The sequence below is a fragment of the Vibrio sp. 2134-1 genome, assembly GCF_033339495.1.
The window spans coordinates 142879-165063 of the sequence record NZ_JAWOUS010000011.1 but is presented as its reverse complement, the minus strand read 5'-3'; the positions used below and the strand labels follow the sequence as shown (position 1 = coordinate 165063).

The window sequence follows — 22185 nt, the reverse complement described above, 5'->3', positions numbered from 1 at the left end:
AGTAGTTTTACAGGCAAAGCCGAAACGGATGATAACCACCTACTGAAGTAGGTGGTTTAGGGCTGAAAACAAAAAACGCCACCGAACTCGGTGGCGTTTTTTAGTCCTATATTTTTCCTGTCGATGCCTGTGGCAATAATCGCTTTTTCATTTTGCTAAATGGTTGAACCTTGTCATACAACCAGTTAAAACCAGTGGCATAAAATAGGAAGAAAACGAGGAAGCCGGCTTCCAGCATTAGAGCTTGAAGAAGCGTAATTTCTAAGAACCAGGCAATCACAGGTAGAGAGATAAAGATTAATCCTCCCTCGAAACCAATAGTGTGTCCAAGCCGCATCGCTAAACTTCGCTCAGCTCGATTGTCACCAAACCACTTATCAAAGTACAAGTTGTAGATGTAGTTCCATATCACGGTATACATGCTCAACCCGACCCCAACCAACGCAAGATCACTAGAGCCCTTTCCAGTGATCAATGAAGCCGCTGGTACAATAATCGCGAGTGCGATTAACTCAAAAAGTACTGCATGAAAAATTCGTTCGTTACGAGTCATATTTCTCTATCCAAATAGTTCTACTCAATGCTTAGAATTTTATCTATTATTTAGATAACCAAAAGTTAGATACCATCGGTTTAAGCGATATGTTTACCATCGAACAACTGCAAGCTTTTATTGCTACATCAGAAGCAGGATCATTTTCAGGAGCAGCTAGAAAACTGGGGCGAGCTCAATCTGTAGTGAGCCAGCACATCATGAATATGGAGATCGACTGTGGCGTTGAGCTTTTTGATCGATCAGGCAGGTACCCTAAATTAACTGAGAATGGCCTCGCGCTCGTACCTTATGCACAAGCAACAATCAGCCAACTCGACCGCCTAAACAATAGGGCATCACAGCTCTTTTCCACGCCAACGAACAAATTAGTCTTAGCTATTGATGAAGGGATTCCTCTGACTCGCTTGCCGGATGTGCTAAAGAAGTTAGAGCAACGCTTTCCACACTTACAAGTTGAATGCTTAACGGCATCAAGCCCTGATATCATTGAATTGGTTAAGTCGGAACGCGCCACGACTGGGATTATTTTGAGTGATTTACAAATGCCAAGACACATCGATTTCACCAATCTTGGCAATATTGCATTTGATGTCTATGTCTCTTCAACACATCCTTTAGCAAAGCAGCAAATCACTCACATTGATCAACTAAAACAACATCGTCAATTGGTCATACGATCCAAAAGTGCAGAGCCATGTGGTCTCAATCAAGCATTTAGCCCAGATATCTGGTACGCTGATAACTACTATATTTTGTTGGAATTGGCGAATAAAGGGTTTGGTTGGTGCTTTCTACCACAGCATTTAGTCGCGTATTCACCTAATACATTAAAAAAGGTTGGGGATGATTTCACAAAACTGGCTTGGCAAGTCAATGTTGACCTTATTCAGCACCAGAAATGGCATTCAGATCCCCTCCATCAACAAGCCAAAGCAGAACTGCTCAACCTATTCGGGCAGACATAAGTAAGTAGGAAGACCCAAATGGCAAATACATTGATCGTAGGTGCAGGCTGGCTCGGAACTCCGCTAGCAGAAACATTGATGAAAGATGGACACTATGTTGTCGTCACTCGTCGTAGCCAAACTCGATTAAAAGAGTTACCCACCTCATTAACTCACTCCGCATTGTTCGATTTCAATCAATTGAACGCCACAGCACGGCTAGATGAGCTGCTCAAACAGCATCAAATTACGCACGTTATCGGTGCTTTTCCTCCAGGATTTCGTAAAGGACGCGGTCAAGAATATGCCCAGCAATGGCAAATACTTGCCAACGCAGCTAAGCAAAACAACGTTGAAAAACTTCTCATGATCAGCTCTACCACGGTTTACCCTAACCTTGCTTCCGATATGGAAGAAGCTGACGCGTCACTCTCTTTAGCAGCCAAAAGCCCTTATTTCTCTGACAATGCACGTATTATGCTTCAAGCAGAGCAGCATGTTATCGACTCGAATATTAACTTTGTTATTCTACGTTGTAGCGGATTAATCGGGCCAGATAGACACCCATCTCGCTTTGCAGCAAGGCTTCAACAAGTTAGTCGTAAAGCACCAGCTAATATGCTTCATCAAGATGATGCTGTCTCGGCTGCGAAATTTGCCTTAGGCAATTTAAGCAACCAAGTCATTAACGTTACGACACCTCATACTGTCAGCAAGGCTGAGTTCTATCAAGCTGCCATAAACAAAATCGGAAGTGAGATACCTCTTCCACCCGTCACAGAGCAAGCTGACAAGCGTATTCTTGCTGACAAACTACTCTCACTTGGTTATCGATTTCACTTCAATTCAACTTTGGATGCGCTATGAGGCTCTATAGACATATAGAAACGCTTTGGGATTACATGCAACTCAAACATGAACTGAAACCTGCGGACTGTTTGTTTGTGATGTGCAGTAATGATGTGCGTGTAGCGGAGCACGCTGCCAAGCTCTACCACCAAAAGTTGGCACCTTTGATTGTATTTTCAGGGGGTGAAGGTCGCTTCACAGATGGACTGTTTGAAAAAAGCGAGGCAGAAACCTTTGCCGAGATTGCAAAGTTGTCGGGCGTTCCAAGTGAAGCAATTTTGCTCGAGACTAAATCCACAAACAGTGGAGAAAACGTTCGCTTTACTGAGCAACGATTAAAAGAGGAAGGAAAACAGTGTTCCTCGTTTATTCTGGTACAAAAACCGTTTATGGAGCGTAGAGCAATCGCGACATTTGAAAAACAGTGGCAGTCACCCTACACTCAGCTCCAAGTAAGCTCTGCGGCTCTTCCATTTTTTGAGTACATTAATGAAGACATGCCATTAATGATGGTGCTAGAAGCACTAATGGAAGATTTCTCTCGCGTGAAAAGCTATCCAGAGAAAGGATTTCAAACCGAGCAGAACATCCCTCTGCAAGTCGAATCTTCTTACCAGGCTTTACTCGAGCGATTTGGTTTTGACTTAGTCTAGCTTTTTCTAACCGACAAACAAAAAGCCACCAAGTACGGTGGCTTTTCTATATCAATACGGCTTATTTACCGAGCGCTTCTTTGTAATGTTGGCGGCATACGGAGACATACTTATCGTTACCGCCGATCGCAACTTGATCGCCTTCTTTAATTGCCACGCCGTGTTCATCGGTACGAATAACCATATTCGCTTTGCGGCCGCAATGGCAGATTGTTTTGAGCTCAACCAGCTTGTCTGCCCAAGATAATAGATACTTACTGCCTTCAAAAAGTTCGCCTAGAAAATCGGTGCGAAGGCCGTAACACAATACTGGAATATGCAACTTATCAACGACTTCAGTAAGTTGATAAACTTGTTCTTTCGACAAGAACTGACACTCATCAACAAGAATACAGTGACGTTTTTCAACCTCATTCAGATCTGCGATCTCTTGATACAAATTGGTATCCTGACGAAATAAATGTGCGTCAGATTGAAGACCAATACGAGAGCTCACTTTACCGACACCAAAACGATCATCTAGCGCAGCCGTAAAAATAACTGGCGTCATGCCGCGTTCTTGATAGTTGAAAGAGGATTGAAGAAGCGTTGTTGATTTACCCGCATTCATTGCTGAGTAATAGAAATACATCTGAGCCACAGAGCATTACCTAAAGTTAAAGTTTTAATTTATGGAAATGGAAAATAAAAGGGCTGAATTATCAGCCCTTTAAAAATGAAAATTCAATTACTTACGACGCCACGTTGTGCCTTCTGGACCATCTTCCAGAACAATGCCCATTTCGGTCAGCTTGTCACGAGCCATATCTGCATTCGCCCAATCTTTCGCAGCGCGAGAGTCATTACGCAGCTTGATCAGAGCTTCAATTTCAGCCACTTCATCATCGTTACCCGCATCACCTTTTAGGAAGGCTTCAGGATCTTGGTGAAGAATACCGATCACGTCAGCTAGTTCACGCATTAGCGCACCGAGTTCGCTCGCTTTCTCTAGGTTTTCTGTCTTCAGACGGTTAACTTCTCGCGCCATGTCGAACAGTACTGAGTAAGCTTCTGGTGTGTTGAAGTCATCGTTCATCGCTGCAGTGAAGCGAGATACGTATTCTTCACCACCAGCAGGCGCAGCGTTTAGGTCTAAACCACGTAGAGATGTGTACAGGCGCTCAAGCGAAGCACGTGCTTGGTTTAGGTTATCTTCGCTGTAGTTTAACTGGCTACGGTAATGACCAGACATTAGGAAGTAACGCACTGTTTCAGCATCGTAGTGACCAAGAACGTCACGGATAGTAAAGAAGTTACCTAGAGATTTAGACATCTTCTCACGGTCTACCATTACCATGCCGCTGTGCATCCATGTGTTCACGTATTGTGTATCGTGTGCACAGCATGATTGTGCGATTTCATTTTCGTGGTGTGGGAACTGAAGGTCAGAACCGCCGCCGTGAATGTCGAAGTGGTTACCTAGGATTGAAGAGTTCATTGCTGAACACTCTATGTGCCAACCTGGACGACCTGGACCCCATGGTGACTCCCACGTTGGTTCACCCGGCTTAGACATCTTCCAAAGTACAAAGTCTAGAGGGCTGCGTTTTGCTGTTTCGATATCAACGCGCGCGCCAGCTTGAAGCTGATCAAGGTCTTGCTTAGAAAGCTTGCCGTATTCGTTGAACTTACCCACTTCAAACATTACGTCACCGTTATCTGCAACGTATGCAAAACCGCGCTCGATTAGCTTCTCAACCAATTCGATGATTTCAGCAATAAACTGTGTCGCACGAGGTTCAACGTCCGGACGTTTCATGTTCAGCGCATCAAAATCAGCGTGCATTTCACCAATCAAACGCTCAGTCAATGAATCGCAAGACTCACCATTTTCTGCGGCACGTTTGATGATCTTATCGTCGATATCTGTGATGTTACGTACAAACGTCAGATCATAGCCCAAGTAGCGAAGGTAACGTGATACAACGTCAAAAGAGACAAAAGTGCGACCGTGACCAATGTGACAGAGATCGTAGATGGTAACTCCACAGACATACATACCGACTTTGCCAGCTGTAATTGGTTTGAATTCCTCTTTCTGTCTTGTGAGTGTGTTATATATCTTTAACATGATCTCTATCTATGATTGTGAATGAATAAAAGAAGATGAGTATATCAACTCCAACCTAGTTAGGTAATAGCAATTAACCGATAAAACGATAATCGGCTAAACTTCAAGCACAAAACGAAGAATTTCCTCTTCCTGAGTTTTTAAAGCACTAGAACTTAGGCTAGAATCTCGGGCTCAACACAACACAGTAAAGGAAAGTAGCATGATCACCCTTCACACTAATTTTGGTGACATCAAGATTCAACTAAACGAAGAGAAAGCGCCAGAGACAAGCGCAAACTTCCTTCAGTACTGCCGCGACGGTTTCTACGACAACACGCTTTTCCACCGTGTTATTGACGGCTTCATGATCCAAGGTGGTGGTATGGAGTCTGGTCTACGTGAAAAAGCGACTCGTGCACCTATCAAGAACGAAGCAAACAACGGCCTTAGCAACAAAGTGGGTACACTTGCTATGGCACGTACTATGGAGCCGCATTCAGCAAGCTCTCAGTTCTTCATCAACGTAAACAACAACACGTTCCTAGACTTCCGTAGCGAAAGCCTAGACGGTTGGGGTTACTGTGTGTTCGGTGAAGTAATCGAAGGCATGGACATCGTAAATAAGATCAAAGGCGTTAGCACTGGTTCTTACGGCATGCACCAAGACGTACCTCTAGAAGACGTAGTAATCACTGGTACAACAATTGAAGAGTAATTCTTAGTAATTATTTTTAAAAGATAAGTTAATGGGGAGGCATAGCTTCCCCTTATTTCTATGACGACATTATTTATTTCCGATCTTCACCTTACCCCATCACGTCCTGATATCACGGAATGTTTTGTGACGTTCATGCGAACAGAAGCAACAAAAGCTGATGCACTTTATGTACTCGGCGATCTGTTTGAATTCTGGATTGGTGACGATGACAACACCCCTTTTGCAGACCAAATCCGTGCAGAATTTAAAGCACTGACGGATGCGGGTGTGCCAACTTTTTTCATCCAAGGCAATCGAGATTTTTTACTCGGCAAACGCTTTTGCAAAGAAACCGGTATGACATTACTCGACGATGTCTGCACGATTGATCTTTATGGTCAAAAAGCCGTAATCCTACATGGCGATACGCTCTGCATTGACGATGTGAAATACCAAGAGTTTAGAAAAACCGTTCACAAGCCATGGCTACAATGGTTGTTTAACCGTATTCCTTGGTTCATTAAGAAGAAAATTGTCTCAAAAGTTCAATCCGATATTCGTGATGATAAAATGAGCAAGTCATTAGATATCATGGACGTCAACCAAAATGAGGTCGAGAAAGTGATGTCTCAGAACTGCGTCAACTTAATGATTCATGGTCACACGCATCGCCCGAACACACATTTTTTTGACGTCGATGGCGTTAAAAAGACCCGAATTGTTTTAGGGGATTGGTATACGCAAGGCTCAGTTTTAAAAGTAAATTCTGATAGTTTTGACCTACAAACGAGACCGTTCATACAGAATTTGCGTTAAGCATGTAGAGCGTGTAGAAGATTCACGCTCAAGTCGTAGATATTTTGTAAAAAATCGCTATTATCATAATACTAAGTTAAACAGAACGAAGTACCTAATTGAAGTATTCTTACGTAGCTCGCCAACCGATTCTGGATAGAGAAAAACGAACCATAGGTTACGAACTCCTCTTTCGAGACGGCCCTAAAAATACCTTCCCTGAAGTAGAACCAGAGCTGGCTACTAGTCGACTGCTATCCGATCATTTTTTGTCGACGCATTACAACACATTAGGAAACAAACTTGGCTTTGTTAACTTTCCGCATCAAAGCTTGGTGAACTTGGTCCCAACTTTGTTCCCTAAAGAATCTCTCGTCATTGAAGTCCTTGAAGACTGCGAACCGACAGAAGAACTGTTAGAAGCCATCAAGCATCTTCATGAGTGCGGATACAAAATTGCTCTGGATGATTTTGTTCCGACGAAAGCTTGGAAGCGTTTTCTTCCATACGTTTCCATGATCAAGTTTGATATTAGACTTGTGCCGATTAAGAAAGCTGCCATTTTTATTCAGGCGTTGAGCCCATTTAAAATCGACTTTCTTGCGGAAAAGGTAGAGACCTATGAAGAGTTTGAGCAAGCTCTAGAAGCCGGTTTTAACTATTTTCAAGGGTATTTTTTTAGCAAACCTGAGATGATCCAGAAAAAACGGTTGAACCCCGCGTTTCTTACCGTCATCCAACTTTGTAAAGAGATTGCTGATAAGCCCATCGACTTCAATGAGGTTGAACGTCTGTTTTCGATTGATGTGACGCTGTCATACAAGCTGCTTACTTACGTTAATTCAGGCTATACATTAACGACCAAGATTAAGTCGTTCAGACAAGCGCTTATTTATCTGGGTGAAGAGCGACTACGACGCTTTATTTCCTTAGTTGCAATTGCGTCCGTTCAAGAAGATAAACCTGACTCTCTTTACTCTTTAGCGATTCAGCGTGCACGAATGTGTGAACTGCTACTTAGTCAAATGAACACTAGGTATGACCCTGGGCAGGCTTTTTTGACAGGCATGTTTTCTTTACTCGGATCTTTGCTCGATCAACCGCTCTCGGATGTCATTGAAGATATCCCCGTTGACGAAGATATAAAACTCGCATTAACCAGTCGAAAAGGCGTACTTGGTCACTTACTTTCGATGACGATCGCCTATGAACAAGCGGACTGGGAGTTAGCCGAGCGATATTGCACCGTTCTTAAATTAACCGAACCTCAATTAGCGGACGCTTTTAATCAATCGACGGAATGGGCTCAAGAACTGCTGTCTCAAACGCCCTAAATCGCTATAATGCCTCACCCCCAGCCTCGCAATTGTGAGGTTGTTTGTTTTTACCGCTTAATTAATCGAGATTTCATTTTATGGCTTCTTCTTGCCCTTGCGGATCTAACCGCACCTACCAACAGTGTTGTGAAATGGCCCACAACAACCATGCTGACGTCACCACTCCAGAGCAGTTAATGCGCTCTCGTTACAGTGCGCATGTGTTAGGTCTAGTCGATTACGTGGTGAACACGTACCACCCAAGCTGTAATGCAGAAGAGCAACGTGAAGGCATTGCCCAATCTATCGACAGCGATTGGTGCAAACTTGAAGTTGTAAAAACAGAAGCTGGCAGTAATGACAATGAAGGCTTTGTCGAATTTAGCGCTTATTTTGATGAAGACGGCAAGCGCTACTGTATGACAGAGCGTTCTCGCTTTGTAAAAGAAAATGGGCTTTGGTACTACATTGACGGCACATTTCCTGAAGAAGAGCCAGAACAAGATCCACGCTTAAACCAGCCAGTAAGTAGCCTAAAAGTAGGTCGTAACGACCCGTGTATCTGTGGAAGCGGTAAGAAATTTAAGAAGTGTTGTGGGTAAGATCATCCACTCCTAGCTTATTGAGCTCTCTTTAATGAAATTCCTGATCTCGCCTAGGCTCGTTGGAGTGACGTGAATATATGTACCTGTTTGAAGTAAATAACTCTACTGCAAGCACCATTAGAAAATATACCGTCATTCTGAACAGCGAGGAACGAGTGTGATTCAGAATCTAATCGCTACTAGCACTGTTGCCGGTTTTTACCCCGAATCAAGAACACTAAATTAAAAAAGCCCCTAGGCTCGAGAGCATAGGGGCTTTCACTTATCTATAGCAAGCTTACTTATGACGCTCTTTCAGTTTGTTCACTACGTCATTCATCGATAAGCCTTGGTCTTGAAGCAATACCAGCAAGTGGTAAACCAAGTCTGCTGATTCACACACTAGCTCCGCCTTATCACCCGACGTCGCCGCAAGCGCGACTTCAACGCCTTCTTCGCCCACTTTTTGCGAAATACGCTTGGTGCCACGGGCATAAAGACTGGCAGTATAAGAGGAATCTGGGTCGGCACTTTTGCGGGCAGCCAATAGCTGCTCAAGTTGATGAAGCCACACCATTTGTGACTCCTCTTGAGGGTCCACATCCCAGCAAGTTGTGTTACCCAGGTGACACGTAGGGCCAATGGGATTAACTTTCACCAGTAGCGTATCGTTGTCGCAATCGAGCTGCATGTTCACCAATTGCAATACGTTGCCAGAAGTCTCACCTTTCGTCCAAAGACGCTGCTTGGTACGAGAGAAAAACGTCACTTGACCAGTTTCGCCCGTTTTTGCCAACGCATCTTGGTTCATGTAACCCATCATCAGCACTTGGCTTGATTGGAAATCTTGTACGATGGCAGGTACCAGACCATCCACCTTTTCCCAGTTGATTCGCTCAGCTAGCGAACTTACTTCGGCGGCTTTCACACTCATAGTCGTACCTCAATGCCTTGTTGTTTCAAATACTGCTTTAGTTCACCAATATTGATGACTTGCTTGTGGAATACCGATGCGGCAAGCGCGCCATCCACATTTGCTTTTTGGTAGGCTTCTGCGAAGTGCTCCATGGCACCTGCACCACCCGATGCAATCAATGGCACGTTACACACTTCACGCACCATATTAAGTTGTTCAATATCGTAGCCGTTACGTACGCCGTCTTGGTTCATCATGTTCAGTACGATTTCACCAGCGCCGCGTTTTTGTACTTCTTGCACCCAATCACGCGTTTCCCATTGAGTTGCTTTGGTGCGTTCTTCATCGCCAGTAAACTGGTAAACCTGATACTTGCCGGTCTCTTTGTCGTAGTATGAATCGATACCAACGACGATACATTGCACACCAAACTTATCAGCAAGGTCAGTAATCAATTGCGGGTTCGCCAAGGCAGGTGAGTTGATAGACACTTTGTCTGCACCAAACTCAAGAATGCGCGCCGCGTCTTCCGCTGATTTAATACCACCAGCCACACAGAAAGGAATATCAATCACTTCAGCAACGCGAGCGACCCAACTTTTATCGACGACACGACCATCACTTGAAGCAGTAATATCGTAGAACACAAGCTCGTCTGCGCCCTCTTCCGCATAACGCTGTGCCAGAGGAACGATGTCGCCAATGATCTCGTGATTACGGAACTGAACGCCCTTTACCACTTGTCCATCACGGACATCAAGACATGGAATTATTCGCTTTGCCAGCATGCAAATGCCTCCTCTGCTGTGAACTTACCATCTAACAGCGCACGACCAACAATCACACCAGTCACACCACTGCCTTTTAGCGCTTCGATATCTGCTAATGAGCCAATGCCGCCTGAAGATTGAAACTGCACTTGTGGATACTGTTTACATAGGTCGACATAAAGCTCTACGTTTGAGCCCTCTAGCGTACCGTCACGAGAAATGTCCGTACAAAGCACATGCTGCAAACCTACCGTTAAATAATCGTTGATCAGAGCTTCGATGGTCACGCCTGAGTCTTCTTGCCAACCAGAAATCGCTACTTTACGTGTGCCGTCTTGATCGATGTTGATGTCTAGCGCGAGAACGATTTTCTCTGCACCGTATTTTTCCATCCAACCTTTCACAAGCTCTGGCTGTTTTACTGCTGTTGAGCCAACGACAACACGCTGAGCCCCCGCTTCTAGCAGATCAATCACGTCTTGCTCTGTGCGCACTCCGCCACCGATTTGGATGTTCGCTGGCGTGCTTGCTAGTAGCTTTGCAATTAAATCAAGTTGACGTGCTGTCGTGTCTTTCGCGCCAGTTAAATCCACCAAGTGCAGCCAGTTAGCACCAGCTTGGTGGTACAAGTTGAACTGCTCTGCTGGGTCGACTTTGTACTCAGTTACTTGGCCGTAATCACCTTGATAAAGGCGAACCACCTGTCCTTCAATTAAATCAAGAGCTGGAATAATCACACTAAATCCCTTTTATAATTCTAAGAAGTTTTGAATAAGCTTCGCGCCCGCTTTTGAAGAACGCTCAGGGTGGAATTGCACGCCGTAGTAGTTACCGCTTTGTACTGCTGCTGTGAACGGGTTGCCGTACTCGCATTGAGCAATCGTGTAATCCCCAACAGGCATTGCAAAGCTGTGCACGAAGTAGAAATGCTCACCTTCTTCAATATCTTTGAAAAGTGGATTACCTGCTTTTGCAGAGACCGTGTTCCACCCCATATGCGGCAACGGCAAATCGCCAGTTTGTAGTAGCTTCACTTCGCCATCACAAAGTCCAAGACACTCAACTAACTCGTCGGCTTTCTGGCCTTTCTCTTGAGACACTTTGCCCAACAGTTGCATGCCTAAACAGATACCTAACAGCGGCTTTTCTACCTGTTTTACCAAGCTGATCAGATCGCGCTCTTCTAGGTTCTTCATCGCTTCGCTGGCGGTTCCCACACCCGGTAGGAATAGCTTATCTGCGGATAATACGACTTGCGGATCTTTTGAAATCGTTACGTCATAGCCTAGGCGTTCAATGGCAAACTTCACCGAAGAAACGTTGGCACAGCCAGTATCGATAATGACAACTTTCTGTTCTGTCACTGTTTTTCTCCTTGCTAACGTTAGCCTTAAAGCACGCCTTTACTACTTGGTAGCTCAGTGCCTTCTACTTTGATTGCTTGGCGTAACGTACGACCAAACGCTTTAAATAGGCTTTCAATGATGTGGTGATCATTGTTGCCCGCAGAAGAAAGGTGCAACGTACATGCTAATGTGTCAGTCAGAGAGCGGAAGAAGTGAACTACCATCTCTGTTGAAAGATCACCCACTTGCTCACGGCTGAATTGCGCGTCGAACTTAAGATAAGGACGACCTGATAGGTCTAGTGCGCATTGCGCCAAACACTCATCCATTGGCAAACTAAAGCCAAAGCGACCAATACCACGCTTGTCACCCAGTGCTTCTTTCAACGCTTGACCCAACGCAAGAGCGGTATCTTCTACTGTGTGGTGATCATCAATGTGCAGGTCACCTTCCACTTTGCACACCATCTGGAACCCGCCGTGCGTCGCGATTTGATCCAGCATGTGGTCAAAAAAGCCAAGACCTGTGGAAATATCGTTACCGCCTTGCTCGTCAAGATTAACGAATACTTTGATGTCCGTTTCTTTTGTGGTGCGAACCACTTCAGCAACGCGTGCCTTCACCGTGAGATCTTTCAGGATCTGTTTCCAACCCATGGTTTCTGGGTTGTATTGAATGCCACGAATTGCCATGTTTTCTGCAAGTTGAAGATCAGTTTGACGATCGCCAATCACAACAGAATTTTGGAAATCCACTTTGCCACCTTGAAGGTACTCTTTTACCAAGCCCAATTTAGGCTTACGGCAAGAGCAGTTATCTTCATCAAAGTGAGGACAAATCAGCACATCATCAAACTTCACACCTTGAGATTCAAAGATCTCCATCATCATGTTGTGTGGTGCATCAAAATCTTCTTGTGGGTAGCTGTCGGTACCCAAACCATCTTGGTTCGTGACCATCACTAGACGGTATCCTGCATCCTGCAACGACAGCAGGCTTGGGATAACAAATGGTTCTAGTTTTAGCTTATCTAAACGGTCTACTTGAAAATCAATCGGCGGCTCAACAATTAAGGTGCCATCACGGTCGATAAAAAGGATTTTTTGTTGTTTGCTCACTCGAACTTCCTTATTGATATTCTTTTGGCGCTCCCGCTATTGAGCGAGAGCGATAAATTCTGTCTCTATTTATGCGTAGTAGTTTCTGATAAATCCAAGCGTTTTTTCGCACTCGTCACGGTTACCCACACTGATACGCACACAGTTTTCAATTGGCGAGTTACGCAAAATAATGCCCGTATCCCAAGCCGCTTTGAAAAGGTCATCGCCATCTGGGAATTTCACCAATAGGTAGTTCCCCCACCCTTCAAACACTTCCAAACCCGGAATCATTGAAAGGCCAACTTGCAAGTAAGCACGGTTTGCATTCAAATCGAGAACTTGAAACTTCGCTCGTGCTAAACCAGCTTCCGAAAGCGCCTGAGTCGCAATTTCTGCCACTGGAACTGGGACTGGGTAAGGTGCGATAACTTTAAGAAGTACATTAATAAGCTCTTCGTTCGCAAGCGTAAATCCACAACGCAGACCTGCAAGCGCAAAAGCTTTCGACAGAGTACGCAGAATCGCAAGATTCGGGTATTGCGCCAGTAGGTCTACCGTTGACGCTTCTGGACAAAAATCGATGTACGCTTCATCCATCACCACGATTGCACGGTCTTTTGTCATCTCAAGCAGAGACACAATGTCCTCACGCTTAACCAAGTTACCCGTTGGGTTGTTTGGCGAACATACAAAAACCAGTTTCACGTTATCCAGATTAGCTTCGATGCCTGCAAGGTCTAGTTGCCAATCTGACGTTAGCGGCACGGTTTTGCGCTCTACACCGATGGTTTCTGCACTGATGGCGTACATACCGTAAGTTGGTGGGCAGTAAAGAATCGCATCTTCACCCGGCTCACAGAATGCACGAATTAATAACTCAATACCTTCGTCTGCGCCGCGAGAAGTCAGTGTTTGTTCTGGTTTAACACCCGCATACGCTGCGTAAGCGGAAATCAGTTCTTTCGGTTGGCATTCGCTGTAACGATTAAGACGAGCAAAGTCTGTTTTGTATTCATTGTTAAATGGTGATTCGTTGGCATTTAGCCATACGTCACCCGTACCACCGATTCGGCGAGCCGACATATAAGGGGTAAGCTGTTGGACTTGCTTACGCGCTAGCTTTTCCATCTCATTACTCTCTTATTCTTTCTTACTTGCTAATTTTTCTACGCGGATAGTAACAGCACGTTTGTGAGCGTCCAGACCTTCTGCTTCAGCCATCGTGACTACCGTTGGTGCAAGGTTCTTTAAACCATCAGCAGAAAGCTCCTGAACCGTCATTCGTTTAGAGAAATCCGCCAAACCTAAGCTTGAATAAGTACGTGTGTAACCATAAGTAGGAAGGACGTGGTTAGTCCCCGATGCGTAATCTCCCGCAGATTCAGGCGACCAATCCCCAAGGAAGATAGAGCCTGCATTATCAAGTAGAGGTAGAAGCTCACGAGGGTTCTTAGTCTGAACAATCAAGTGCTCAGGACCGTAGTAATTGGAAATAGAAACTGACTGCGTCATCGACTCGGAAATAATGATCAAGCTTGATGCCAGAGCCTTTTCTGCGATGTCTGCACGAGATAGCTCCTTAAGCTGACGTTGAACCGCATCCGTCACTTGATCCGCAATCACAGGAGAAGGAGTCACCAATACCACTTGAGAATCAGGACCGTGTTCTGCTTGGCTCAAAAGATCCGCAGCGATAAAGTCTGCATCTGCGGTTTCATCTGCAATCACTAACACTTCTGATGGCCCTGCTGGCATATCAATCGCAGCACCGCGGAAATCATTGCTAACCTGTCGTTTTGCTTCGGTCACGTAAGCGTTGCCCGGACCAAAGATCTTATCTACTTTCGATACAGTCTCGGTGCCATAAGCCATTGCAGCAACTGCTTGGCCACCACCGACGTTGTACACTTCATCAATGCCACACAGTTTCGCGACATAAAGGATCTCATCTGCGATTGGCGGTGGAGAACAAAGAACGACTTTACGACAACCTGCAATTTTTGCAGGAACGCCGAGCATCAAAACAGTCGATGGCAAAGGCGCACTGCCACCAGGAATGTACAAACCCACTTTTTGAATTGGGCGTGTTACTTGTTCACAAAGGACACCTGGCTGCGTTTCCACCTTGATCGGTTGCGGCTTTTGCGCTTTGTGGAACTTAGAAATATTGGCGTAAGCTTGCTCTAGTGCGCTCTTCATTGACTCTGACAAACGCTCTGACGCTGCCTTAATTTCCTGAGAAGAAACACGAATGGATTCAGGCTTAACACGGTCAAACTTTTCGGTCAGCTCAATAAGAGCAGAGTCACCTTCTTCTCGAACTTTAGCAATAACTTCGGCCACAGCAGTGGTGATATTGGCACCTTCTGCAATAGCAGGGCGCTCCAAAATAGAGTCTTGCTGATTCTCACTTAATGATTGCCAAACGACTGTTCTCATGATGCTTACTCCATCATTTTTTCAATTGGTAGAACGAGAATTGAACTTGCGCCCAACTCTTTCAGCTGTTCCATTGTTTCCCAGAACAGGTTTTCAGAACTCACTAAGTGAACAGCCATTTTCTGCTTATCTGCAGAAAGAGGAAGAACAGTTGGGTCTTCAGCACCTGGCAGTAGTGCTTTAATTTGATCTAACTTCTCTGCTGGGGCGTGAAGCATAATGTACTTAGATTCTTTTGCTTGTTGTACGCCTTGCATGCGAGTTAACAGCTTTTCGATTAGCGCCACTTTGTCTGCGTCGAACTCACCTGTGCGTTGAATCAATGTCGCTTTTGATTTGAAGATAATTTCAGCTTCTTTAAGGCCGTTCGCTTCCAGTGTTGCACCTGTAGAAACCAAATCAGCGATAGCATCAGCGAGACCCGCGCGAGGCGCAACTTCTACAGAGCCTGTCAGCATACATGTAGAGAATGGAACGCCGGCTTCATCCATGTACGCTTTTAGAAGTTGAGGATACGTTGTAGCAATACGCTTGCCAGCTAAGTCTTGTGGACCGTTGTACTCTTCGTCCTTGTCGATTGCGATAGATAAACGACAGCCACCAAAATCAAGTCGACGAAGCTGAACAAACTCGCAGGGTTCACCTAATGCTTTGCGGTCAAGGCGAACTTCTTCTAGTTCATTTTCGCCAATAAAGCCAAGGTCAACCACGCCATCCATAATTAAACCTGGGATGTCGTCATCACGAACCAAGAGTAAATCAATTGGCATATTTTCAGAATGGACAACTAAACGCTCGCCCATTACGTTGAACTTTACGCCGCACTGTTTTAGTAGAGCTTGACTCTCTTTGCTAAGACGACCTTTTTTCTGAATTGCGATTCTTAAACGTTGTGTTTGCATTGCTTTGTCCCTATGCAAGATTTTGATATCTAAGTATTTTTCAAACTAATAAAACTAAAAAACCCTCGGGAGATTGAAGTCTCCCGAGGGTTTAAAATCTGCTTTTACTTTGATTTTACCTCCGGGAGTTTCCTGCCTCCCGGGTATGCGTACATCGCCCGAAAGACTAGATTGGGTGATGATGGTGATGAATGTTCATTACAAAATTACGCATACTTATTTAAGGCTCTTTTTGAGTTGCTTTGTTAGTAACCACACTAACTAAGGATTCTATATTTTTCAATACTCAATTGAATATTTTCTAAATATTTTTCACAAGACATTGATTTAAATGAAATTAAATTCTTTTCCATATTGAATACTCTGGTAGAAAGAGCACCTCCAATCAGCTCTACTCTGACGAAGAAAGCGAAGAATAGTATGAATATTCACCAAAACAACTATTTAGACCGTACCCAACCCATTAATTGACACTTTTCTCAATAAAGAGACAGCAACTCACGTTTGAGACAAGTCATTCAAAACTATTATTAGAGCGGGGCAAAAAATAGTGATTAACAATGAAACTGCGTAACGGTAGTAATAAACAAGCTGTAGATTTCGACGATACGGCACTATACCCGTTGATCGGCAATAGTGCCTGTATCCAAGAACTTCGTACTGCAATACAAAAGTACGCTCAATGTGATGCTGAAGTCCTCATTCAGGGTGAAACTGGTGTTGGGAAAGGTCTTTGCGCTCGCCTTATTCATCAATTGTCGAACAGACACTCAGCACCTTTTGTGGAAGTCAACTGTGGAGCCATTCCGAGTGGTCTTATTGCATCCGAGCTTTTCGGCCATGAAAAAGGAGCATTTACAGGCGCAATCTCAGAGCGTATAGGTTTTATTCAAAAGGCACATAAAGGCACCCTATTTCTTGATGAAATTGGTGACATGCCACCAGACCTACAAATCCACCTCCTTCACTTTTTGGAGAGTAAACAAATCCATAAAGTCGGAGCGGATAAATTCATTGACGTGGACTGTAGGGTCATTGCAGCAAGCCACGTGGATTTGAAAAATGAGGTCGTACAAGGAGGATTTCGTGAAGATCTATTCTATCGGCTTAATATATTGCCATTAACTATCCCTCCACTGAGAAAGCGTGGAAAAGACATTATTATTTTATCTGAACACTTCCTAGCAGATCTGTCTCATGGTCAGGTACAAAAAATGTCTGATAAGGTAAAAGCCAAACTCCTCAAACATCGTTGGCCAGGCAACGTAAGAGAACTGCGTAATGTCATCCAACGAGCAATTGTGATGTGTGAAGATCACACGCTTCTCGTCGCTGACTTGGGCCTTGATAACAATGAGAGGCAATTGCTCCCTTCTGTGGACCAAATTGATCTCGACTACCTACTGCAAGCTATCGAAGAAAATAAACACAATATGAGTGCGGCTGCACGTCACCTCGGCATTTCAAGAACAACGCTTTATCGATTAATAAAGAAATACAACTTAAATGTTTAAATACTGTATAGGTGTAACGTAACACTGTGTAACAGGTAACTCTTTAGATATCATTTAGTTAACTCTGCATCGCAACCATGCGGATTTTTCTGTATTAAAAATCAAAAGCTTAAAATGGGCATAGTCTTTGCTAAGAACTAAGAAGAAGATGGATTGCTTTTCCATTACAGCCCATCAAGGAGAGCTCGGTACACAAACAATTCGCTCTTAACACGAGACTTTTATCCCCAAAAACGCGATTGCCCCCCTCACCTAAGTCGCGTTAAAAAAAAGCTCCGCTAAATTAGCGGAGCTTCCCTCTGTAACGAATCTATTCAAAACAACTTACGCACTCTGGCAAGACGCTATTTTAGACTTTGAAAGCCATGACAAAATAGCGCAAACGATAACGAATGTTATCGACGCTGCAATGAACGAGAACGCAATTGAAGCAGTCATACCAAGGGCAATAAAGCCGACGCATGAAACAAGCGCGACTGATAATGCATAAGGTAGCTGTGTTGATACGTGATCAATGTGGTTACAACGTGCACCCGTCGATGACAGGATAGTCGTATCTGAGATTGGTGAACAATGGTCACCGAATACCGCACCAGCTAAAACCGCACTCAGCATCGGTAGCATTAGCGCTACGTCTGTTGCGCCAGCCATGTCTCCAGCGATTGGAAGCATGATGCCGAACGTACCCCATGAAGTACCTGTTGAGAACGCCATCAGGCCAGACAACAAGAATAGGATAACTGGGAGCCAATGAGGGTTAATATTGCCCTGCGCCATTGTCGAAAGGTAAGTACCTGTCTTCATATCACCGATAACAGAACCAATGGTCCAGGCAAATACTAAGATTAGAATCGCACCAAACATAGACTTAGCACCAATCCAAAGTGTACGTGCGATCTCAGCCATTGGTAGACCTTGCTTCACAACAGTAAACAGTGCAACTGCTAAGCCAAGCAAGCTACCGTAGATTAGTGATGTACCTACATCTGTATTTTCAAAAGCACCAAGAAGCGCAAACTCCTTACCATCAGCAGCCAATGCTTGGCCACCCGTGTAAAGCATTGAAGCGATAGTCGCGATAATCAGCGTCACGATAGGAAATATCAAATCTGACACTTTACCCTTTTCACTTTCACGGATATCTAGCTCTTCATTTAGGTCATGCGCTTCTTGCGAGTCATTTTCTTTGTCTTTATCAAAGCCACGACCTTGCGATGCAGAGATCTCATGCTCACGCATTTTACCAATATCAAGACCAAACCACGCAACAGCGAACACCATTAGCAGCGCAAAAACGGCGTAGAAGTTCATTGGGATAAGACGAACATATGCGCCAAGAGCCGAATACTCTGTGATCCCATGTGAGACTAAGATTCCGCCAATAATAGTAATAATGTAAGCACCCCAGCTAGAAGCAGGCATAATTACACACATTGGAGCAGCGGTTGAGTCTAGAATGTACGCAAGCTTAGCGCGAGACACATAAAAGCGATCGGTTACTGGGCGAGAGATCGCACCAACAGCAAGGCTATTAAAGTAATCATCGACAAAAATGAATACGCCTAAAAAGGCGGCAAGAAGTTTGGAGCCGCGTTTACTCTTCACTCGAGATTGTGCCCATTCAGCAAAAGCACGAGTACCGCCAGATAGCGTTAATAAAGCTGTTGTCATACCTAATAAGATTAGGAAACCAACAATGCTCATGTTCCAAGTGTTAATTCCGCCATCTTCAATAAAGACAGAAGAAACTTGAGAACTGACGTAACCTGCGGTGTCGCTGATAGACCAGCTATTAAGTAGCACCGCACCTAGCACGATACCTACACCCAAGGAAATTAATACACGTCGAGTCAAAATCGCCAAAGTCAAAGCGACAATAGGTGGCAATAATGAAACAGGAGAACTAGAAAAATCTATTAAATTCATGATCTTCAAAAACCAAAGTTTGGCTAGAGATCTACTGCAGACAAGTCACGTAGCATACGATACGTGCTCATGTTGAACTTAGCGACAGGGAAGCGAACACTCCACCCAACCCTACAGTAGCGCTCCATAGTTTAATGTGAATATATACTATGGCAGTGTTGTTCCTTTCAGATACAACCCCAGCAAGTAACTTTGATGAGTTACTTACTTCGGCAATCTTCGCCTTCCACTATTACTCATTGGCATCACCCCAATAATAGCTACTCTTCGAGACCGCGCCTCTACGGCAACAACAAACAATTAACCACTAACTGTACAAATTAACAACAAATTGTCTGCAATATTGCATCAGGTGGCAGCCATTGTACTTATGATGAGAGTCAATGCAACACATCAAACTAAATTAAACAAATAAATAATGACTGAGATAATTTATAAACCTTGCCTACTTCCATAAGTTTTGTGCAACTGAAATCACATCAATCATGTTATTTATGAAACATTATTACTACCTTAGAAATATCATGGTTTATCTTATATCAATAAATTAAGGATATATGACACACCATTAAAGATGGATGCTTCATATTTTTAAGTAATAACTCAAATTTTTTTATAAAAAACCAAGCTGTCACTCTCTCTATACAATAATGATTGTTGATTTTAGTTCTCATCTAATAATGATTTATTTCGAGTGTAATAATATTAATTGCTTTAAAAAATAGTCAAATTTAAACAAAATCTTGATTTAGCATTTGCACATAAGGAAAAGATAAAGTTAAATATAAGGACTCTTTGTTTATTTATAGATTGGCATTATTTAATCGTAACGATAAAAAGTGCCCAACACATTAACCTTTTAATAGGAATCGTTATGTCAGAGCTGACTAAAACCCTTCTAAATATCCGTAGCCTTCGTGCATTTTCTCGTGAGCTGACTCTAGAACAATTGGAAGAAGCTCTAGATAAACTCACTACTGTCGTAGATGAGCGTCGTGAAGCAGAAGAAGCAGAACGCGCAGCACAAGCAGAGCAAGAAGCTAAGCTTGCAGAGATTGCTGAGAAAATCGCTCAAGACGGTATTGACGTAGAAGCACTTATTACTGCGCTATCTGGCGAAACTAAGACGAAAGGCAAAGCGAAGCGCGCACCTCGCCCTGCTAAATACAAATACACAGATTCAAACGGTAATGAGAAAACTTGGACTGGCCAAGGTCGTACACCTTCGGCGATTCAAGAGCAACTTGATGCAGGTAAATCTCTGGATGAGTTCCTAATCTAGATCCATGCTATTTTTAAAAGGCTCCCATAGGGAGCCTTTTTTATTTAAACCATTACAAAAAAAAAGGCACATTTCTTAATGTGCCTTTTACTTTAGTTACAGAATAGTTAATTAAACCGCTTCGTATTAACGTTCCCAGTATGCTTCTTCTAGGCTATCTTCTCGCTCAGGAAGTCCGCGCGACAATCGTGGTGAATGTTGCACGAGAACTTCGTAGCTAGCACGGTTTGCGTATTTGCAGACTTGAGAAAAAGAAGAGTAAGTTAAATACTCGTTACTGTGCTTGCTTGAATTAGGCACATTTTCTTTATGGTATTTATTTGCTGCCATATCATGAAGAACAGCAGATAACGCGGCATCACCTGCGCCATTTGTATTCTTAATTTTTTCTGGACCACCCATATATGGCGAGATATGCGAGTACACTTTTATTGGCGTCTCGCATGAGTCTTTTTTCGCCGGACGACTAAATTCATAACGATTAAATTCAGCAATTGACCCTGGAAGTAATGGCAAAGAAGTTTCGCGCTTCGCGCTATCTTCCGTATACCCAGCCATAAATAGACCTACAGGACCCGCCGTGCACAATACTAAATCAGCCCACTCCAATGTTTTATCAGACGCAGCAAGTGGATCAGATTCCCCCGTCAGTGCTTCTGCTTCATCTTCATTCATCGCAACGACTGAAACGTTATCTCGAATGAATTCTTGCCAATATTTAGGGTCATCTTGAATAACAAACTTTGTGCCTAAAGTCAGAACAACAGGCACATCATTCTTTTTCGCGTACTCAATCGCTTTCATTGTTGCTTCCGGCATTGGGTCGCCGTCTTTGCAACGTACTAGATATGACGTCAGTACAAGTGCTGATGCATTTTTAAAGATTTTCTCTGGAATGCTATCAGGATGGAGTTGGTTCATTTGCCCTTCGCTGATAGCAAAAGTACGTTCGCCGTCTTCTGTGATAAGAGCAAAACAACGGCCAATTGCACCATCTACACCTTGTAGGTAGTTCAAGTCCATGCGGCTTGATGTATTACAAAGATAACGGTAACCGTAGCTGCCAATCTTAATATCCTGGCTCATCACTCCAAGTAGTGTGGAGCGATCATCCGCTAGCACGGAGTAGTTATGTAGCGTGTTACCAATGGTACCGCCCGCATACTCATTGGTAATCAAGTTCTCTTCTTTCAGTTGCTGGTATAACTCTTCTGCTCTTTCGTCATCGATAACCAAAGAGTGACCTTTACTCAGACCGTACTTTTCAATCACATCCGTTGTAACTTTTGCTTCAATATCAACCAAGGTTTGGTCAATACCAATGATGTGAGTGCGCGTCATCTTCTTGCTTTCTTGTGCTTGGCTCACCAGCGGGTCACGAGCATGAACAGGAAAATAGTGCTTCGATTTGCGTTGTCCAGGAAATTTCATATTGTCAGTCTGAGTAAGGGGATGAAAAGGAGAGCGGATTCTATACCGCTAATAATAAAGCAGCAATAAAAGC

22 protein-coding genes, 1 riboswitch and 1 other annotated feature are annotated in these 22185 nt (G+C 43.8%); of the genes, 9 read left to right on the top strand and 13 right to left on the bottom strand.

What is annotated here, in order from left to right; all coding sequences use genetic code 11:
- Positions 1-106: 106 nt before the first annotated feature.
- Positions 107-553: a PACE efflux transporter gene (locus R7R78_RS14130; RefSeq protein ID WP_042522041.1), complete on the bottom strand. Its 447-nt coding sequence runs from the start codon at positions 551-553 to the stop codon at positions 107-109.
- Between the two features lie 89 nt (positions 554-642).
- On the opposite strand from R7R78_RS14130, the gene R7R78_RS14125 reads away from it, so the two are divergent.
- The 3 genes from R7R78_RS14125 to R7R78_RS14115 are packed head-to-tail and all read left to right on the top strand — an operon-like array spanning position 643 to position 3002.
- Positions 643-1521: a LysR family transcriptional regulator gene (locus tag R7R78_RS14125; RefSeq protein WP_005378151.1), complete on the top strand. Its 879-nt coding sequence runs from the start codon at positions 643-645 to the stop codon at positions 1519-1521.
- 18 nt (positions 1522-1539) lie between these two features.
- The gene (locus R7R78_RS14120; protein ID WP_042522046.1) at positions 1540-2367 is read left to right on the top strand and encodes an NAD-dependent epimerase/dehydratase family protein; all 828 of its coding nucleotides are present in this window, start codon (positions 1540-1542) and stop codon (positions 2365-2367) included.
- Positions 2364-3002: a YdcF family protein gene (locus R7R78_RS14115; protein ID WP_225466343.1), complete on the top strand. Its 639-nt coding sequence runs from the start codon at positions 2364-2366 to the stop codon at positions 3000-3002. The genes R7R78_RS14120 and R7R78_RS14115 overlap by 4 nt, the downstream gene beginning before the upstream one ends.
- Before the next feature lie 61 nt (positions 3003-3063).
- On the opposite strand, the gene R7R78_RS14110 is transcribed toward R7R78_RS14115, so the two are convergent.
- The gene (locus R7R78_RS14110; protein WP_042522050.1) at positions 3064-3642 is read right to left on the bottom strand and encodes a thymidine kinase; all 579 of its coding nucleotides are present in this window, start codon (positions 3640-3642) and stop codon (positions 3064-3066) included.
- An 87-nt stretch (positions 3643-3729) separates the two neighbouring features.
- The gene (cysS, locus tag R7R78_RS14105) at positions 3730-5112 is read right to left on the bottom strand and encodes a cysteine--tRNA ligase (protein ID WP_005378155.1); all 1383 of its coding nucleotides are present in this window, start codon (positions 5110-5112) and stop codon (positions 3730-3732) included.
- Positions 5113-5314: 202 nt separating this feature from the next.
- Between cysS and R7R78_RS14100 the strand changes: the two genes are divergently transcribed.
- The 4 genes from R7R78_RS14100 to R7R78_RS14085 all read left to right on the top strand — a co-directional run bounded on the left by R7R78_RS14100 (position 5315) and on the right by R7R78_RS14085 (position 8504).
- Complete coding sequence (locus R7R78_RS14100; RefSeq protein ID WP_005378156.1) at positions 5315-5809, top strand: peptidylprolyl isomerase; 495 nt, start codon at positions 5315-5317, stop codon at positions 5807-5809.
- Positions 5810-5869: 60 nt separating this feature from the next.
- A complete protein-coding gene (gene lpxH, locus R7R78_RS14095; RefSeq protein ID WP_005389817.1) occupies positions 5870-6607 on the top strand; it encodes a UDP-2,3-diacylglucosamine diphosphatase in 738 nt (245 codons plus the stop codon).
- 98 nt (positions 6608-6705) lie between these two features.
- A complete protein-coding gene (locus R7R78_RS14090; protein ID WP_005378158.1) occupies positions 6706-7920 on the top strand; it encodes an EAL and HDOD domain-containing protein in 1215 nt (404 codons plus the stop codon).
- 80 nt (positions 7921-8000) lie between these two features.
- Positions 8001-8504 (top strand): YchJ family protein, encoded by a 504-nt coding sequence (locus tag R7R78_RS14085; RefSeq protein ID WP_213901072.1) that lies wholly within the window; start codon positions 8001-8003, stop codon positions 8502-8504.
- Between the two features lie 280 nt (positions 8505-8784).
- Here the strand turns inward: R7R78_RS14085 and hisIE are convergent, their stop codons facing one another.
- The 8 genes from hisIE to hisG all read right to left on the bottom strand — a co-directional run bounded on the left by hisIE (position 8785) and on the right by hisG (position 15959).
- Positions 8785-9420: a bifunctional phosphoribosyl-AMP cyclohydrolase/phosphoribosyl-ATP diphosphatase HisIE gene (gene hisIE, locus R7R78_RS14080; protein WP_020196969.1), complete on the bottom strand. Its 636-nt coding sequence runs from the start codon at positions 9418-9420 to the stop codon at positions 8785-8787.
- The gene (gene hisF, locus R7R78_RS14075) at positions 9417-10190 is read right to left on the bottom strand and encodes an imidazole glycerol phosphate synthase subunit HisF (protein WP_004749837.1); all 774 of its coding nucleotides are present in this window, start codon (positions 10188-10190) and stop codon (positions 9417-9419) included. The genes hisIE and hisF overlap by 4 nt, the downstream gene beginning before the upstream one ends.
- Positions 10172-10909, bottom strand: coding sequence for a 1-(5-phosphoribosyl)-5-[(5-phosphoribosylamino)methylideneamino]imidazole-4-carboxamide isomerase (hisA, locus tag R7R78_RS14070; protein ID WP_054575134.1), 738 nt, complete (start codon positions 10907-10909; stop codon positions 10172-10174). Before hisA ends, hisF begins: the two co-directional genes overlap by 19 nt.
- 12 nt (positions 10910-10921) lie before the next feature.
- Positions 10922-11536, bottom strand: a complete 615-nt coding sequence (gene hisH, locus R7R78_RS14065) for an imidazole glycerol phosphate synthase subunit HisH (protein WP_213896740.1) — start codon at positions 11534-11536, stop codon at positions 10922-10924.
- Between the two features lie 26 nt (positions 11537-11562).
- On the bottom strand, positions 11563-12636 hold the full coding sequence (gene hisB, locus R7R78_RS14060; RefSeq protein WP_033905090.1) for a bifunctional histidinol-phosphatase/imidazoleglycerol-phosphate dehydratase HisB: 1074 nt from the start codon (positions 12634-12636) through the stop codon (positions 11563-11565).
- A 69-nt stretch (positions 12637-12705) separates the two neighbouring features.
- A complete protein-coding gene (hisC, locus tag R7R78_RS14055; protein ID WP_017634689.1) occupies positions 12706-13746 on the bottom strand; it encodes a histidinol-phosphate transaminase in 1041 nt (346 codons plus the stop codon).
- Positions 13747-13758: 12 nt separating this feature from the next.
- On the bottom strand, positions 13759-15057 hold the full coding sequence (gene hisD, locus R7R78_RS14050; protein ID WP_054575132.1) for a histidinol dehydrogenase: 1299 nt from the start codon (positions 15055-15057) through the stop codon (positions 13759-13761).
- A 5-nt stretch (positions 15058-15062) separates the two neighbouring features.
- Positions 15063-15959 carry an ATP phosphoribosyltransferase gene (gene hisG / locus R7R78_RS14045; RefSeq protein ID WP_005378180.1) on the bottom strand — a complete coding sequence of 299 codons (897 nt, stop codon included), beginning with the start codon at positions 15957-15959 and terminating at the stop codon, positions 15063-15065.
- Positions 15960-16012: 53 nt separating this feature from the next.
- Positions 16013-16150, bottom strand: a sequence feature (His leader region).
- A gap of 369 nt (positions 16151-16519) precedes the next feature.
- On the opposite strand from hisG, the gene R7R78_RS14040 reads away from it, so the two are divergent.
- Entirely contained in the window at positions 16520-17473 is a 954-nt protein-coding gene (locus tag R7R78_RS14040) for a sigma-54 interaction domain-containing protein (protein ID WP_005388056.1), read from the top strand.
- A 324-nt stretch (positions 17474-17797) separates the two neighbouring features.
- Here the strand turns inward: R7R78_RS14040 and tet(35) are convergent, their stop codons facing one another.
- Positions 17798-19399, bottom strand: a complete 1602-nt coding sequence (gene tet(35), locus R7R78_RS14035; protein WP_225473811.1) for a tetracycline efflux Na+/H+ antiporter family transporter Tet(35) — start codon at positions 19397-19399, stop codon at positions 17798-17800.
- A gap of 109 nt (positions 19400-19508) precedes the next feature.
- Positions 19509-19691, bottom strand: a riboswitch (Lysine riboswitch).
- Between the two features lie 582 nt (positions 19692-20273).
- On the opposite strand from tet(35), the gene R7R78_RS14030 reads away from it, so the two are divergent.
- Positions 20274-20681: an H-NS family nucleoid-associated regulatory protein gene (locus R7R78_RS14030; protein ID WP_005378185.1), complete on the top strand. Its 408-nt coding sequence runs from the start codon at positions 20274-20276 to the stop codon at positions 20679-20681.
- A gap of 126 nt (positions 20682-20807) precedes the next feature.
- Here the strand turns inward: R7R78_RS14030 and R7R78_RS14025 are convergent, their stop codons facing one another.
- The gene (locus R7R78_RS14025) at positions 20808-22112 is read right to left on the bottom strand and encodes an inosine/guanosine kinase (RefSeq protein WP_005378187.1); all 1305 of its coding nucleotides are present in this window, start codon (positions 22110-22112) and stop codon (positions 20808-20810) included.
- Between the last annotated feature and the right edge of the window lie 73 nt (positions 22113-22185).